Genomic DNA, 15,892 nt, shown 5'->3' on the forward strand with positions numbered 1-15,892 from the left:
GGGCGCGCACCCGGGGATCCGGGGGGACGCGCGAGCGCGCGGATCAGTGCGCGGCCGCGTCCCAATCGTGACCTGTGCCGACCTGCACCTCGAGGGGCACGCGCAGCTGCGCGGCCTCGCGCATGCGCCGCTCGACGATCTCCCCGAGGTCGTCGGCCTCCCCCTCGGCGACCTCGAGCACGAGCTCGTCGTGCACCTGCAGCAGCAGCCGCGACCGCAGCTCGCGCTCGGCCATGTCCGCGCCGACGCCGATCATCGCGATCTTCATGATGTCGGCGGCCGTGCCCTGGATCGGGGCGTTCAGCGCGGCGCGCTCGGCGTTGCTGCGCAGCACGCGGTTCGGGCTGTTCAGGTCGGGGAACGGGCGGCGGCGGCCGAAGATCGTCTCGGTGTAGCCGGCGACCCGCGCCTCCTCGACCACGTTCCGGAGGTAGTCGCGCACCCCGCCGAAGCGCTCGAAGTAGCCCTGCATGAGGTCCTCCGCCTCGCGGCGGTCGATGCGCAGCTGCTGCGAGAGCCCGAACGCCGACAGGCCGTAGGCGAGGCCGTACGACATGGCCTTCACCTTCGTGCGCATGAACGAGGTGACGTCGCCGGGGTCGACGCCGAACACGCGCGAGCCGACGAACCGGTGCAGGTCCTCCCCCGACTGGAACGCCTCGATCAGGCCCTCGTCCTCGGAGAGGTGCGCCATGATCCGCATCTCGATCTGCGAGTAGTCGGCCGTGAGCAGCGTCGGGTAGCCCTCGCCGGCGATGAAGGCGCCGCGGATCCGCTTGCCCTCCTCGGCCCGGATCGGGATGTTCTGCAGGTTGGGGTCGTTCGACGAGATGCGCCCCGTGGTCGTGCCGGTCTGCACGTACGTCGTGTGGATGCGGCCGTCCTCGGCGATGCCGCGCTGCAGCGTCTCGATGATCTGGCGCAGCTTCGACGCGTCGCGGTGCTGCAGCAGCACGTCGAGGAACGGGTGCGGGTGCGAGGCCTGCAGATCCGCGAGCGAGTCGGCGTCCGTCGAGAACCCGGTCTTCGTCTTGCGGGTACCCGGCATGCCGAGCTCGCCGAACAGCACCTCCTGCAGCTGCTTCGGCGACCCGAGGTTCAGCTCGTGGCCGACGATCTCGTACGCCTCGTCCGCCAGCTCCGCGATGCGGGTGGACAGCTCGGTGTTCAGCGCGTCGAGCGCGAGCGCGTCGACCGCGACGCCCGACGTCTCCATGTCCGCGAGCACCGCGAGGGTGGGCAGCTCGATCTCGACCAGCACCTGCAGGGTCCTGTCGTCGAGCCCCTCCTTCAGCACGTGGGCCGCGCGCAGCACGTACCAGGCGTGCGTCGGCGCCGGGCTGCCGCCGCCGACGTCGGGGACGAGCTGGTTGGGGTCCGCCTCGGGCAGGCGCTCCTGCAGGTAGCGGTCCACGACCTGGGCGAGCGTCTTCTCCTGCCCGCTCGGCCGCAGCAGCCAGGACGCGAGCAGGGTGTCGAAGGCGACGCCGCGCAGCACGAGCCCGCTGCCCTTCAGCGCCTTCAGCTGCGTCTTCGCGTCGTGCAGCAGCTTCGGCGCCGACGCGTCCGCGAGCCAGCGCTCGAGCGGCGCGTAGTCCGCGCGGCCCTGCTGCCACGGCAGGTCGACGGTCTCCTCCGGACCGGCGACGCCGATCGACACGACCCGGCCGCCCTGCACCTCGATCTGCACGCCGAGCCCGTCGGGGTTCGCCGCGCGCATCCGGTCGAGCCAGGTCTGCAGCTCCTCGTCGAGCAGCTGCTGCGGGGTCGGTGCGGGCGGCGCCGCGTCGGCGTCGTCCTCCGCCTCGGGCGCGGAGCCGGACACCCCGCCGCCCTCGAGCTTCAGGACGCGGTCGAGCAGAGTGCGGAACTCCAGGCGCTTGAAGACGGAGCGGACCGCGTCCTCGTCGATCGGTCGGCGGACGAGGTCGGCCGGGGCCACCGGCAGCTCGACGTCGGTGAGCAGCCGGTTCAGCCGGCGGTTGCGCTCGGCGTTGCCGCGCTGCTCGCGCAGGTTGTTGCCGACGACGCCCTTGACCTCGTCGACGTGCTCGAGCAGGTTCTCGAGCGAGCCGTACTGCTTGATCCACTTGACGGCGGTCTTCTCGCCGACCTTGTCGATGCCCGGCAGGTTGTCGCTCGTCTCCCCCACCAAGGCGGCGATCTCGGGGTACTGGTGGGGCTCGACGCCGTAGCGCTCGTTCACCTTCGCCACGTCGTACCGGGTGAGCTCGCTGACGCCGCGCACCGACGGGTAGAGCAGCGTGACGTCCTCGTTGACCATCTGGATCGCGTCGCGGTCGCCGGAGACCACGAGCACCTGGTAGCCCTGCTCGCGCCCCTGCGTCGCGAGGGTGGCGAGGATGTCGTCCGCCTCGAAGTCCTCCTTCGTGACGGTCGGCACGTTCATCGCCTTCAGCGCCTCCTGCAGGAGCGGGATCTGCCCCTTGAACTCGGGCGGCGTCTCGTTGCGCGTGCCCTTGTACTCCGGGTACTCGCGGCTGCGGAAGGAGAACCGGGAGATGTCGAAGGCGACGGCGAGGTGGCTCGGGCGCTCGTTCTGCAGCAGCAGGAGGAGCATCGACAGGAAGCCGTGGATCGCGTTCGTGTGCTGCCCGTCCGACGTGCTGAAGCTGTCGACGGGCAGGGCGTAGAAGGCGCGGAAGGCGAGCGAGTGCCCGTCGACCACGAGGAGCGTCGGCTTCGACTCGTCGGGCATGATGCCAGCGTAGTGAGCGCCGCCGACGCTCCAGCGGAGCCCTTGGAGGCGCAGTGCAGGTACCCGACGGTCTCGATCCGGAGCTCCTGGAGCGGCTCGTCAGCAGCGGCGGGGGCGAGCTGGCCGTGAAGATGGGCATCGAGTTCCTGGAGCTCTCCGCCTCCCGCTCGGTCGCGCGCATGCCCGTCGCGGGCAACCGGCAGGTCGTCGGGCTGCTGCACGGCGGCGCGCACGTCGTGCTCGGCGAGAGCCTCGGCAGCGTCTCGTCCGCGATCCACGCCGGCCCGGGCCGCTACGCCGTCGGCATCGAGATCAACGCGACGCACAGCCGCTCGGTCACCGAGGGCTTCGTCACCGCGACGTGCGAGGCGCTCGTGCTGGGCCGCACGCTCTGCACGCACGAGACCGTCGTCCGCGACGAGGCGGGGAACCGCTGCTCGACGGTCCGCATGACGAACCTGCTCCGCGACTGCCGCTGACGCCTGGCGGGGCGCCCCGCCGCCGACCCGGCGGTGCGCACCGTCCGGTCCGCGGCGGGAGACCCCGACCGCGCTACTTCTTGGGGGCGCTCAGCTGCTCGATGACGGCCGCGGCGACGTCGTGCATCGTCAGGCGGCGGTCCATCGAGGCCTTCTGGATCCAGCGGAACGCCTCGGGCTCCGACAGGCCCATCTTCTCGTTGAGCAGGCCCTTGGCCCGGTCGACGAGCTTGCGGGTCTCGAAGCGCTCGACCATGTCGGCGACCTCGGTCTCGAGGGCCACGATCTGGGCGTAGCGCGCCAGCGCGATCTCGATCGCGGGCAGCAGGTCCGCCGGGGTGAAGGGCTTCACGACGTAGGCCAGGGCGCCGGCCTCGCTCGCCTGCTCGACGAGCTCCTTCTGGCTGAACGCCGTGAGGAGCACGACCGGGGCGACGTGGTTCTTCGTCAGGCGCTCGGCCGCCTTGATGCCGTCGAGCTGGGGCATGCGGACGTCCATGACGACGAGGTCCGGACGGAGCTCGGTCGCCAGCTGGACAGCGGTCTCACCGTCGCCGGCCTCGCCCACGACGTCGAACCCGTTGTCACGCAGGATCTCGACGATGTCGAGACGGATCAGGGATTCGTCTTCCGCGACGACGACGCGGCGAGGAGCGTTGGTTGCGATCTCGGCCACCCCTGGAGCCTAGGGTATGGAGACGCACCGGCCGGTGTGGCGGAACGGCAGACGCGGCGCACTCAAAATGCGCTGTCCGAGAGGGCATGTGGGTTCGAGTCCCACCACCGGTACCCAGTGCCTGCGTCGACGGGCGCGGCCGGGCGCCGGCCCGCCCCGGGGACGCCGAACGGCCCGGGGACCGAGGTCCCCGGGCCGTTCGATCGCGTCAGGCGGTCAGGCCAGCTGCGCGTACGCGGGGGCCGCTCCGCCGATCGCGTCGCCCATGACGTGGACGCGCATGTCGTTGGTCGAGCCGGTGATCCCGGGAGGGCTCCCGGCGATCACGACGACCTTCTCGCCGCGCGAGCAGCGGTCGATGCCGAGCAGCACGTCGTCGACCTGGTGCATCAGCTCGTCGGTCGTGGTCACGCGCGGCACGAGGAAGGTCTCGACGCCCCAGCTCAGCGCGAGGCGCGAGCGGATGCCCGGCTCGGGCGTGAAGGCCAGCACGGGGATCTTCGAGCGGAGGCGGACCATGCGGCGCACCGAGTCGCCCGACTCGGTGAACACGCAGAGGAACTTCGCGTCGACGAAGTCGGCGACCTCGGCCGCGGCCAGGGTGATGGCGCCGCCCTGGGTGCGGGGCTTCGTGCCGAGCGGCAGGATGCGCTCGAGGCCGTGCTCCTCGGTGGAGGACACGATGCGGGCCATCGTCGAGACGGTGATCACGGGGTACTCCCCCACGCTCGTCTCGCCGGACAGCATGACCGCGTCGGCGCCGTCGAGCACGGCGTTGGCGACGTCGGACGTCTCGGCGCGGGTGGGCACCGGGGAGGAGATCATCGACTCGAGCATCTGCGTCGCGACGATGACCGGCTTCGCGAGGCGGCGGGCGATCTCGCACGCCTGCTTCTGCACGATCGGCACCTGCTCGAGCGGCAGCTCGACGCCGAGGTCGCCGCGGGCGACCATGACGCCGTCGAAGCTGTCGATGATGGCCTCGAGGTGCTCGACGGCCTGCGGCTTCTCGATCTTCGCGATGACCGGCACGCGGCGGCCGACCTCGTCCATGATCTCGTGCACCCGGACGAGGTCGTCGGGGCTGCGCACGAAGGACAGCGCGATCAGGTCGGCACCGAGCTCGAGGCCCCAGCGCAGGTCGGCCTCGTCCTTCTCGGACAGCGCGGGCACGTTCACCGCGACGCCGGGCAGGTTGATGCCCTTGTTGTTGGAGACCATGCCGGCCACCACGACGCGCGTCTTGACCTGCACGCCGTCGACCTCGATGACCTGGACCCGGACCTTGCCGTCGTCGATCAGCAGGAAGTCGCCGACCTTCACGTCCTGCGGCAGGCCCTTGAAGGTCGTGCCGACGAGCTCCTTGGTGCCGAGCACGTCCTCGGTCGTGATCGTGAAGACGTCGCCCTCGGCGAGCTCGTGGGGGCCGTCGGCGAAGCGGCCGAGGCGGATCTTCGGGCCCTGCAGGTCGACGAGCACGCCGACCGCGCGGCCGGAGGCGTCGGACGCCTCCCGCACGTTGCGGTAGACGCCCTCGTGCACCTCGTAGCTGCCGTGGCTCAGGTTCATCCGGCAGACGTCCACGCCGGCGTCGATGATCGCCCGGATGTTCTCCAGGCTCGACGTGGCGGGACCCAACGTGGCGACGATCTTGGCGCGTCTCATGCGGTGCGGTTCCAGCTTTCGCGTATCAGCGGTCGGTGCGGGTCGAGGCTAGCCGTTCGGGGCGCGCCGCCACGAAACGGCGGTCGTCAGAGGGAGATGGCGCGGTCGGTGGGGCGCACCGGCGCGGGCAGCTCCGTGCGGCCCTCGAGATAGGCGTCCACCTCGGCGGCGACGCTGCGCCCCTCGGCGATCGCCCACACGATCAGCGACTGGCCCCGGCCCGCGTCGCCGGCGACGAAGACGCCGGGCTCCGCCGTCTGGAAGCGCCCGTCGCGCGCCACGTTGCCGCGCTGGTCGAACGGCAGCGACAGCTGCTCGTCGAGCTGCTCCTGCTCCGGACCGGTGAAGCCCAGGGCCAGCAGCACGAGGTCCGCGGGGATCAGGCGCTCGGTGCCGGCCTTCGGCACCCGCTTGCCGTCGAGGTACTCGGTCTCGGCGACGCGCAGCGCCTGCACGCGGCCGCTGCCGTCGTCGACGAACTCGACGGTGGAGGCGAGGAACTCGCGCTTGCCGCCCTCCTCGTGGGACGTGGAGACCTCGAACACCGTCGGGGACATGGGCCACGGCTGCGAGTCGCTGCGGGTCGCGCCCGGCTGGCGGCCGATCGCGAGGTTCGTGACGCTCGCCGCGCCCTGGCGGTGCGCGGTGCCGACGCAGTCCGCGCCGGTGTCGCCGCCGCCGAGCACCACGACGTGGCGGTCCTCCGCGGTGATCTGGCCGGGCACGTCGTCGCCCGCGACGGCCTTGTTCGCCTGCGTCAGGTACTCCATGGCGTGGTGGATGCCGTCGAGGTCGCGACCGGGGATCGGCAGGTCGCGGGGCACGAGCGCACCGGTCGCGATGACGACGGCGTCGTAGCGGCGCCGCAGCTCGTCCCAGGCGATGTCCTTGCCGATCTCGACGCCCGCGCGGAACCGGGTGCCCTCGGCGATCATCTGGTTCAGCCGCTGGTCGAGCCGCGACTTCTCCATCTTGAACTCGGGGATGCCGTAGCGGATCAGGCCGCCGATGCGGTCGTCCCGCTCGTACACGGCGACGGTGTGGCCGGCGCGGGTCAGCTGCTGCGCGGCGGCGAGGCCTGCGGGACCGGAGCCGACGACCGCCACGGTCTTGCCGGTGAGGCGCTGCGGCGGGTGCGGCTGCACCCAGCCGTTCTCGAAGGCCTGGTCGATGATCGAGACCTCGACCTGCTTGATCGTGACCGCGGGCTGGTTGATCCCCAGCACGCAGGACGACTCGCACGGCGCCGGGCACAGCGTGCCCGTGAACTCCGGGAAGTTGTTCGTGGCGTGGAGGCGCTCGATGGCGGCGCGGCCCTCGCCGCGGTGCATCAGGTCGTTCCACTCGGGGATGAGGTTGCCGAGCGGGCAGCCCTGGTGGCAGAAGGGGATGCCGCACTGCATGCAGCGGCCGGCCTGACGGCGCAGCTCGCCGGACTCCTGCTGCTCGTAGACCTCCTTCCAGTCCATGAGCCGGAGGGACACCGGGCGGCGGGGCGGCAGCTCGCGCTCCCGCGTCTTCAGAAAGCCCTTCGGGTCAGCCATTCGTCGCCTCCAGGATGCGCTTCCAGACGACGTCGCCGTCCGGGTCCAGCCCCTCGTCCTCCGCCTGCGCCCGCGTCGCGAGCACGGCGGCGTAGTTGTGCGGCAGCACCTTCACGAACTCCTCCACCACGGTGTCGAAGTCGGCGAGCATCCGCTCAGCGAGCGCGGAGCCGGTCGTCCCGACGTGCTGCTGCAGCAGGTCGCGGAGGATCTCCGCGTCCGCGCTGTCCATCGGCAGCAGGTCCAGCTCGCCGCTGCGGGCCTCGGTGTTCACCTGCTCCTCGGTGAGGCCGTGCACGTAGGCGGTGCCGCCCGACATGCCCGCGCCGAGGTTGCGTCCGGTGCGCCCGAGGATCACCGCGAGCCCGCCGGTCATGTACTCGAGGGCGTGGTCGCCGACGCCCTCCACGACCGCCGTGGCGCCCGAGTTGCGCACCAGGAAGCGCTCGCCGACCGTGCCGGAGATGAACATGGTGCCCTGGGTCGCGCCGTAGCCGATGACGTTGCCGGCGATGACGTTCTCCTCCGCCGCGAAGGACGCGTCGGGGTGCGGGCGCAGCACGATCTCGCCGCCGGACAATCCCTTGCCGACGTAGTCGTTGCTGTCGCCGACGAGCCGGAGGGTGATGCCCGCCGGCAGGAAGGCGCCGAACGACTGACCGGCCGAGCCGGTGAGGGTCACGTCGATGGAGCCGGACGGCAGCCCGTGCTCGCCGTGCCGCTTCGTCAGCTCGTGGCCGAGCATCGTGCCGACGGCGCGCTCGGTGTTGCGGATCGGCAGCTCGATGCGGGTCGTGCCGCCGGAGGCGAGCACGTCCGCCGCGCGCTGGATCAGCACGTTGTCGAAGTGCGCCTCCAGCTCGTGGTCCTGGCCCGTGCGCTTGGTCCGCGGCTCGTCGTCGGAGAACGTCGGGCCGACGAGGATCGGCTCGAGGTCGAGGCCGTCGGCCTTCCAGTGCTCGATCGCCCCGTTGACGTCGAGCAGCTCCTTGCGGCCGATGACCTCCTCGAGGGTGCGGTACCCGAGCTCGGCGAGCAGCTCGCGCACCTCCTGCGCGATGAACTCGAAGAAGTTCACGACGAACTCGGGCTTGCCGTTGAAGCGCGCCCGCAGCTCGGGGTTCTGCGTCGCGACGCCGACCGGGCAGGTGTCGAGGTGGCAGACGCGCATCATGACGCAGCCCTCGACGATGAGCGGGGCCGTCGCGAAGCCGAACTCCTCGGCGCCCAGCAGGGCGGCGACGAGCACGTCGCGGCCGGTCTTCATCTGCCCGTCCACCTGCACGGTCACCCGGTCGCGCAGCCCGTTCAGCATCAGCGTCTGCTGCGCCTCCGCGAGGCCGAGCTCCCACGGGGTGCCCGCGTGCTTCAGCGAGTTGAGGGGCGAGGCGCCCGTGCCGCCGTCGTGGCCGGAGACGAGCACGACGTCGGCCTTCGCCTTCGTCACGCCCGCTGCCACCGCGCCGATGCCCGACTGGCTGACGAGCTTGACGTGGATCCGCGCCACGGGGTTCGCCCGCTTGAGGTCGAAGATCAGCTGCTTCAGGTCCTCGATCGAGTAGATGTCGTGGTGCGGCGGCGGCGAGATGAGGCCGACGCCCGCGGTCGAGTGCCGCGTCCGCGCGATCCAGGGGTACATCTTCGCCGGGGGCAGCTGCCCGCCCTCGCCGGGCTTCGCGCCCTGCGCCATCTTGATCTGGATGTCGTCGGCGTGCGTCAGGTACATGCTCGTGACGCCGAAGCGGCCGGAGGCGACCTGCTTGATCTTCGACCGGCGCTCGGGGTCGAGCAGGCGCTCCACGTCCTCGCCGCCCTCGCCCGTGTTCGAGCGGCCGCCGAGGCGGTTCATCGCGATCGCGAGGGTCTCGTGCGCCTCCTTGGAGATGGAGCCGTACGACATCGCGCCCGTCTGGAAGCGGGTGACGATCGACTCGATCGACTCGACCTCGTCGAGCGGCACCGGCTCCCGGTGCGCCGACGCGAAGCGGAACAGGCCGCGGAGGGTCATGAGGTCCGTCGACTGGTCGTCGACGAGCTTCGTGTACTCCTTGAAGATGTCGTAGCGGCGCGACCGGGTCGAGTGCTGCAGCCGGAAGACGGTGTCCGGGTTGAACAGGTGCTTCGGGCCGCCGCGGCGCCACTGGTACTCGCCGCCGGTCGCCAGACCGACGTGGGCCAGCGCCGCGTCCTCCTCGGGGAACGCCGCCGCGTGCCGAGCGGCGGACTCCGCCGCGATCTCGGGCATGCCGATGCCGCCGAGCTTCGTGGTGGTGCCGGTGAAGTACTCCTGCACGAACTCGGCGGACAGGCCGACGGCCTCGAACGCCTGCGCCGCCGCGTAGGACGAGACGGTCGAGATGCCCATCTTCGACATGATCTTCAGCACGCCCTTGCCGAGCGCCTTGATCAGGTTGCGGACGGCCTTCTCCGGCGTGATGCCCGTCAGCTCGCCGGAGCGGACGAGCTGCTCGACCGACTCCATCGCCAGGTACGGGTTCACCGCGGAGGCGCCGTAGCCGATGAGCAGCGCGACGTGGTGGACCTCGCGCACGTCGCCGGCCTCGACGATCAGGCCGACCTTCATCCGGTTCTGCTTGCGGATGAGGTGGTGGTGGATCGCCGAGATCATCAGGAGGCTCGGCACCGGCGCGAGCTCGCGGCTCGAGTCGCGGTCGGACAGCACGATGAACTCCGCGCCGTGCTCGATCGCGGCGTCGACCTCCGCGCGCATGGCGGCGATGCGGTCCTCGAGGGCCCGCTCGCCGTCCTCGACCCGGTACAGGCCGCGCACGACGGTCGTCATCGCGGAGCCCGGCGCCGCGTCGATGTGCTGCAGCTTCGCGAGCTCGTCGTTGTCGATCACCGGGAAGTCGAGGACGACCTGGCGGGCGTGCTCCGGCGTGGAGGAGAGCAGGTTGCGCTCCGGGCCGAGGCCGAGCTTCAGGGAGGTGACGACCTCCTCCCGGATCGAGTCGAGCGGCGGGTTCGTGACCTGCGCGAACTGCTGCACGAAGTAGTCGAACAGCAGGCGGGGCCGCTTCGACAGGATCGCGATCGGGGTGTCGGAGCCCATCGCGCCGAGGGGCTCGGCGCCCTTCTCCCCCATCGGGGCGAGCAGGATCCGCACCTCCTCGTCGGTGTAGCCGAAGGTGCGCTGACGGCGCTGCACGGAGGCGGGCGTGTGCACGATGTGCTCGCGCTCGGGCAGGTCCGCCAGGCGGATGCGGCCCTGCTCGATGTACTCGGCCCACGGCTTGCTCGTCGCGAGCTGCGACTTGATCTCCTCGTCGGCGATGATCCGGCCGGCGACCGTGTCGACGAGGAACATCTTGCCGGGGCTGAGGCGGCCGCGGCGGGCGACCCGGCCGGGCGCGATGTCGAGCACGCCGGTCTCCGAGGCGAGCACGATCAGGCCGTCCGTCGTCTCCAGCCAGCGGCCCGGGCGGAGGCCGTTGCGGTCGAGCGTCGCGCCGACGAGCGCGCCGTCGCTGAACACGATCGCGGCGGGGCCGTCCCACGGCTCCATGAGGCCCGAGTGGTACTCGTAGAACGCGCGCAGGTCGGGGTCGAGGTCGGGCTGGTTCTCCCACGCCTCCGGCACCATCATCATCACCGCGTGCGGCAGGCTGCGGCCGCCGAGGCTGAGCAGCTCGACCACCTCGTCGAACGAGGCGGAGTCGCTGACGCCGGGCGTGCAGATCGGCAGCAGCGGCGTGACGTCGCCGATCAGGTCGCTGGAGAGCTGCGACTGGCGGGCCCGCATCCAGTTGCGGTTGCCCTGCACCGTGTTGATCTCGCCGTTGTGGGCGATCATCCGGAACGGCTGAGCGAGCGGCCACGACGGGAACGTGTTCGTGGAGTACCGGGAGTGCACGAGCGCGAGCGTCGAGGTGAAGCGCTCGTCGGACAGGTCCGGGTAGAACGGCTCGAGCTGCAGCGTCGTGACCATGCCCTTGTAGACCACGGTCCGGCTCGACAGCGACGCGAAGTAGGCGTTCTGCTCGCGCTCGGCGCGCTTGCGGAGGCGCATGGCCTGGCGGTCGAGCACGATGCCCGCGGGGCGGGCGCCGTCGATGCGGCGCGTCGAGCCCACGAAGAGCTGCTCGATGACCGGCATCGCGGCCCGGGCGAGGGAGCCGATGGTGTCGGGGCGCGTCGGCACCTGCCGCCAGCCGAGGACCTCGAGGCCCTCCTCCGCAGCGATGTCAGCGACGGCGGCCTTCAGCGCGATGCGCTCGCGCGCGTCGGTCGGCAGGAAGCCGAGGCCGACCGCGTACTCCCCCTCCTCCGGCAGCGCGAAGGGCGCGACCGCGGCGAGGAACTCGTGCGGCACCTGCGTGACGATGCCCGCGCCGTCGCCCGTGCCGGCGTCGGAGCCGACGGCGCCGCGGTGCTCGAGGTGCCGCAGCGCGTCGAGCGCGTGGTCGATGATGTCGTGCCCGGGCGTGCCGCGGAGGGTCGCGACCATCGCGAGCCCGCAGGCGTCCTTCTCATGGGCGGGGTCGTAGAGACCGGTGGCGGCGGGCACGGTGCTGAAGGGCAGCGCGGCGGTGCCGGAGCGGGGTGCGGTGTCGACCATGGCGTCCTCCAGGGGGCCCGGGTGCAAACGGAGACGGGTTCCGAGCGGGACGCCTTCGGCCCTGGTGCGTGGGTGCGACTGTCGATCCGGCGAGCAGGCGCTCGCCGCTCGAGTCATCGGGGGGTTCTGGCTCCGCTTGTGGCGGCCACCGCGACCGGTTCCGCATCGGTGTCGCCCTCGAGATCCGCTGCGGTGTATCGGGATACTACCGGCGCATCGGACACCCACTGGCGCCCCGGGCGGTACACGCTCACCTCGACGCCGGGGTGGCGGCGGCGCGACCAGGCGATGATCGCGATGCCGAGCAGGATCGAGAGGAACGCGGCCCAGACGTTGACGCGGAGACCGGCGTAGACCGTCGTCGGGTCGACGCGGATCGACTCGAAGACGCTGCGGCCGATGCCGTACCAGATCAGGTAGATCCCGAGCGCGCGGCCCCAGCGCAGCGCCACCCGGCGCTCGATGAGCAGGATCAGCACGGCGCCCGCCGTGTTCCAGACGAGCTCGTACAGGAACGTGGGGTGGAAGAGGGTGCCCGGCGCGAGACCGGCCGGGAAGGCGGCGTTCGAGCTCGGCACCTCGAGGCCCCAGGGCAGCGTCGTCGGCATGCCGTAGAGCTCGGTGTTGAACCAGTTGCCGATGCGCCCGATCGCCTGGGCGATCAGCATCGCCGGCGCGAGCGCGTCGGCGAAGGAGAGGAAGCGCACCCCGGTCCAGCGGCTCGCGAGCCAGACGCCCAGGGCCCCGCCGACGATCGAGCCGAAGATCGCGTTGCCGCCGTTCCAGATGGCGACGGCGTTCAGCCAGGTCGCCGGGTCCGTGAGCGGGTGCTCGGGCCCGAAGTAGTCGCCGACGTGGGTCAGCACGTGCCAGGCGCGGGCGCCGATGAGCGCCAGCGGCACGATGACGATCGCGAAGTCGACCACGACGCCCGGCTGCCCGCCCCGCTTCGTGAGCCGGCGCGAGGTGATCGCGACGGCGACGATGATGCCCGCCAGGATGCACAGCGCGTAGCTGTGGATCGTGAAGATGCCGATCGAGAACGACGCCCACGACGCGGGAGGGCTCGGGATGGACGCCGGGATCACGGCGTCGAAGATACCGGGCGCCGCAGACTCCGGCCGCTCTGCTCCGTGCGCCGCGGCGCACGGAGCAGAGCGGGAAGCGGTGCCCTAGGGGCGGCGGGTGCCCGCCGCGAGGCCGTCGGACGCGTCGGCGAGCGCCTCGAGGCCCTCGCCCAGCGCCGACACGAGCCGGCTGCCGACGATGGCGCCGTCCGCGTAGGTCAGCACCTCCGCCACCTGGTCGCCGGTCGAGATGCCGAGCCCGACCGCGAGCGGCCGGTCGGTGACGCCGCGCAGGCGGTCGACGAGCGTGCGGGCCGCGTCGTCGACGTCGGTGCGGGCGCCGGTGATGCCCATCGTCGAGACGACGTACGTGAAGCCTCGCGACTGCTCCGCGGCGCGCACGAGGCGCAGGTCGGAGGAGGTGGGCGCGGCCAGGAAGACGCGGTCGAGGCCGTTCGCCTCGCTCGCGGCGAGCCACTCCCCCGCCTCCTCGGGCACGAGGTCCGGGGTGATGAGGCCGGCGCCGCCCGCCTCCGCGAGGTCCGCGGCGAACCGCTCGACCCCGTAGGCGACGACCGGGTTGTAGTAGGTCATGCAGAGCACGGGCACGTCGGAGGCGCGCGAGATCTCCCGCACCGCCTCGAAGGCGTGCCGCAGGCGGAAGCCGTTCTCCAGCGCCTTCGTCGTCGCGGCCTGGATGGTCGGGCCGTCCATCACCGGGTCGGAGTACGGCAGGCCCAGCTCGAGCACGTCGACGCCGTGCTGCGTCAGCGTGATCGCCGCCTCGATGCTGCCGGCGAGGTCCGGGTAGCCGACGGGCAGGTAGCCGACGAGCGCGCCGGCGCCGGTCTCGTTCTCCGAGCGGATGCGCGCCTCGACGCGCGACCCGGTCACTCCTGCACCGCGCCGCGGTCGACGAGGTCGAACCAGCGCGCCACCGTGGTGGTGTCCTTGTCGCCGCGACCGGAGAGGTTGATCAGCAGCGTCGCGTCGGGACCGAGCTCGCGGCCGACCTCGAGCGCGCCGGCCAGGGCGTGGGCGGACTCGATGGCGGGGATGATCCCCTCCGTGCGGCTCAGGAGGCGCAGCGCGTCCATCGCGGCGGCGTCGGTCACCGCGCGGTACGTCGCGCGGCCCGAGTCGGCGAGGAAGGCGTGCTCCGGCCCGACGCCCGGGTAGTCGAGCCCGGCGGAGACGGAGTGCGACTCGACGGTCTGCCCGTCCTCGTCCTGCAGGACGTAGGTGCGGGCGCCGTGGAGCACGCCGGGGCTGCCGACGGAGATCGTGGCCGCGGTGCGGGGCGTGTCCGCGCCGTCGCCTCCGGCCTCGAAGCCCCAGAGCTGCACGGTCGGGTCCTCGATGAACGCGGTGAAGATGCCGATCGCGTTCGAGCCGCCGCCGACGCACGCGAGCACGGCGTCGGGCAGCGCGCCCGTGCGCTCGAGCAGCTGCGCGCGGGCCTCGTCGCCGATGATCCGCTGCAGGTCGCGCACCATCGCCGGGAACGGGTGCGGGCCCGCGGCGGTGCCGAAGATGTAGGTCGTGGTCGCGACGTTGGTCACCCAGTCGCGCATCGCCTCGTTGATCGCGTCCTTCAGCGTGCGGGAGCCCGACACGACCGGGACCACCTCCGCGCCGAGGAGGCGCATGCGCGCCACGTTCAGCGCCTGCCGCTCGGTGTCGACCTCGCCCATGTAGATGGTGCAGTCGAGGCCGAACAGGGCCGCGGCGGTCGCGGTCGCGACGCCGTGCTGGCCGGCGCCCGTCTCCGCGATCACCCGCTGCTTGCCGATCTTGCGGGTCAGCAGGGCCTGGCCGAGCACGTTGTTGATCTTGTGCGAGCCGGTGTGGTTCAGGTCCTCGCGCTTGAGGAAGATGCGGGCGCCGCCGGCATGCGCGGCGAACCGCGGCACCTCCGTCAGCGGCGACGGGCGGCCCGTCGAGTCGCGGTGCAGCGCGGCGAGCTCCTGCTGGAAAGAGGGGTCGACGCGGAGGTCGTCCCACGCCTGCGAGAGCTCGTCGAGCGCGGCGACGAGGGGCTCGGGCACCCAGCGCCCGCCGTAGGCGCCGAAGTACGGGCCGGGGCCGGAGGCCTGGGCCGCGATGGTCGTGTCGGTCATGCGGTGGCCTCCCGGAAGGCTCGGAGCAGTGCCGCGGGGTCGCCCGTGACGAGCGCCTCGCCGACGAGGACCACGTCGGCGCCCGCGGCGCGGTAGGCGGCGACGTCGTCCGCGGTGCGCACCGCGGACTCGGCCACCTTGACGACCCCGTCGGGGATGCGGTGGGCGACGCGGCCGAAGAGGTCGCGGTCGAGCTCGAACGTGTCGAGGTCGCGGGCGTTCACGCCGAGCAGGCGGGCGCCGGCGGCGAGCGCGCGGTCGACCTCCCCCTCGTCGTGCGCCTCGACGAGCGCGGTCATGCGCAGGTCGTGGATGAGGGCGAGCAGCTCGCGCAGCGCGGCGTCCGGCAGCGCGGCGACGATCAGCAGGACGAGGTCGGCGCCCGCGGCGCGCGCTTCGAGCACCTGGTAGGCGCTGGACACGAAGTCCTTGCGCAGCACCGGCACCTCGACCGCGGCGCGCACGGCCTCGAGGTCGGCGAGCGACCCGAGGAAGCGGCGCTGCTCGGTGAGGACGCTGATCGCGCTCGCGCCGGAGTCCGCGTAGGAGCGCGCGAGCGCGGCGGGGTCGGGGATGGCGGCGAGGTTCCCGCGCGACGGGCTGGCGCGCTTCACCTCCGCGATCACCTTGACGACCGCGGGGTCGGGCGCGAGCGCAGCGAGGGCGTCGAGGGGCGGCGGCGCGGACAGCGCTGCGCGCTCGACGTCGATCAGGGGCCGCTCGGCCTCACGGGCGCGGGCGTCCTCCGCGGAGCCCGCGGTGAGCTCGGTGAGCAGCCCGCGGAGCGTGGTGCCGCCGGCGGTGCCGCTCAGTGCGAGCCCCGGACCCGGCTGCCGCCGACCCCGAACCCGAGCGCCTTCAGGACCCCGCCCACGATGAGGCCGACGACGACGAGCGCGCCTCCCGCGTAGCAGAGGGCGTAGGCGTCGAGGAAGAGCGCCGCGGTCGCGATCGCGAGACCGACCAGCATGATGACGACGGCCGTCCACGCCGCCGGCGAGGATCCGTGGCCGGGCTCATCACTGATGTTCGACATGCCCGGA

General features: G+C 72.2%; 11 protein-coding genes and 1 tRNA gene. 2 read left to right on the forward strand and 10 right to left on the reverse strand.

The window, feature by feature from the left end:
• Positions 1-43: 43 nt before the first annotated feature.
• Positions 44-2,719: a DNA polymerase I gene (gene polA, locus ABEA53_RS06725; RefSeq protein WP_345480280.1), complete on the reverse strand. Its 2,676-nt coding sequence runs from the start codon at positions 2,717-2,719 to the stop codon at positions 44-46.
• Positions 2,720-2,772: 53 nt separating this feature from the next.
• Between polA and ABEA53_RS06730 the strand changes: the two genes are divergently transcribed.
• Positions 2,773-3,198 (forward strand): hotdog fold thioesterase, encoded by a 426-nt coding sequence (locus ABEA53_RS06730; RefSeq protein WP_345480281.1) that lies wholly within the window; start codon positions 2,773-2,775, stop codon positions 3,196-3,198.
• A gap of 73 nt (positions 3,199-3,271) precedes the next feature.
• Here the strand turns inward: ABEA53_RS06730 and ABEA53_RS06735 are convergent, their stop codons facing one another.
• Positions 3,272-3,874, reverse strand: coding sequence for an ANTAR domain-containing response regulator (locus ABEA53_RS06735; protein ID WP_345480282.1), 603 nt, complete (start codon positions 3,872-3,874; stop codon positions 3,272-3,274).
• A 30-nt stretch (positions 3,875-3,904) separates the two neighbouring features.
• Between ABEA53_RS06735 and ABEA53_RS06740 the strand changes: the two genes are divergently transcribed.
• Positions 3,905-3,987, forward strand: a tRNA-Leu gene (locus tag ABEA53_RS06740).
• Between the two features lie 103 nt (positions 3,988-4,090).
• Here the strand turns inward: ABEA53_RS06740 and pyk are convergent.
• The 8 genes from pyk to ABEA53_RS06780 form a co-directional block, all read right to left on the reverse strand.
• The gene (gene pyk, locus ABEA53_RS06745; protein WP_345480283.1) at positions 4,091-5,539 is read right to left on the reverse strand and encodes a pyruvate kinase; all 1,449 of its coding nucleotides are present in this window, start codon (positions 5,537-5,539) and stop codon (positions 4,091-4,093) included.
• A gap of 86 nt (positions 5,540-5,625) precedes the next feature.
• Entirely contained in the window at positions 5,626-7,083 is a 1,458-nt protein-coding gene (locus ABEA53_RS06750; protein WP_345480284.1) for a glutamate synthase subunit beta, read from the reverse strand.
• On the reverse strand, positions 7,076-11,662 hold the full coding sequence (gltB, locus tag ABEA53_RS06755) for a glutamate synthase large subunit (RefSeq protein ID WP_345480286.1): 4,587 nt from the start codon (positions 11,660-11,662) through the stop codon (positions 7,076-7,078). The genes ABEA53_RS06750 and gltB overlap by 8 nt, the downstream gene beginning before the upstream one ends.
• Before the next feature lie 113 nt (positions 11,663-11,775).
• Entirely contained in the window at positions 11,776-12,750 is a 975-nt protein-coding gene (gene lgt / locus ABEA53_RS06760) for a prolipoprotein diacylglyceryl transferase (RefSeq protein ID WP_345480287.1), read from the reverse strand.
• An 84-nt stretch (positions 12,751-12,834) separates the two neighbouring features.
• On the reverse strand, positions 12,835-13,623 hold the full coding sequence (gene trpA, locus ABEA53_RS06765) for a tryptophan synthase subunit alpha (RefSeq protein ID WP_345480288.1): 789 nt from the start codon (positions 13,621-13,623) through the stop codon (positions 12,835-12,837).
• Positions 13,620-14,849 carry a tryptophan synthase subunit beta gene (gene trpB, locus ABEA53_RS06770; protein ID WP_345480289.1) on the reverse strand — a complete coding sequence of 410 codons (1,230 nt, stop codon included), beginning with the start codon at positions 14,847-14,849 and terminating at the stop codon, positions 13,620-13,622. Before trpB ends, trpA begins: the two co-directional genes overlap by 4 nt.
• Positions 14,846-15,625 (reverse strand): indole-3-glycerol phosphate synthase TrpC, encoded by a 780-nt coding sequence (gene trpC, locus ABEA53_RS06775; protein WP_345480582.1) that lies wholly within the window; start codon positions 15,623-15,625, stop codon positions 14,846-14,848. The genes trpB and trpC overlap by 4 nt, the downstream gene beginning before the upstream one ends.
• A gap of 32 nt (positions 15,626-15,657) precedes the next feature.
• A complete protein-coding gene (locus tag ABEA53_RS06780) occupies positions 15,658-15,885 on the reverse strand; it encodes an HGxxPAAW family protein (protein WP_345480290.1) in 228 nt (75 codons plus the stop codon).
• Positions 15,886-15,892: the final 7 nt, after the last annotated feature.

It is taken from the genome of Amnibacterium soli (assembly GCF_039544415.1).
GTDB lineage: Bacteria > Actinomycetota > Actinomycetes > Actinomycetales > Microbacteriaceae > Amnibacterium > Amnibacterium soli.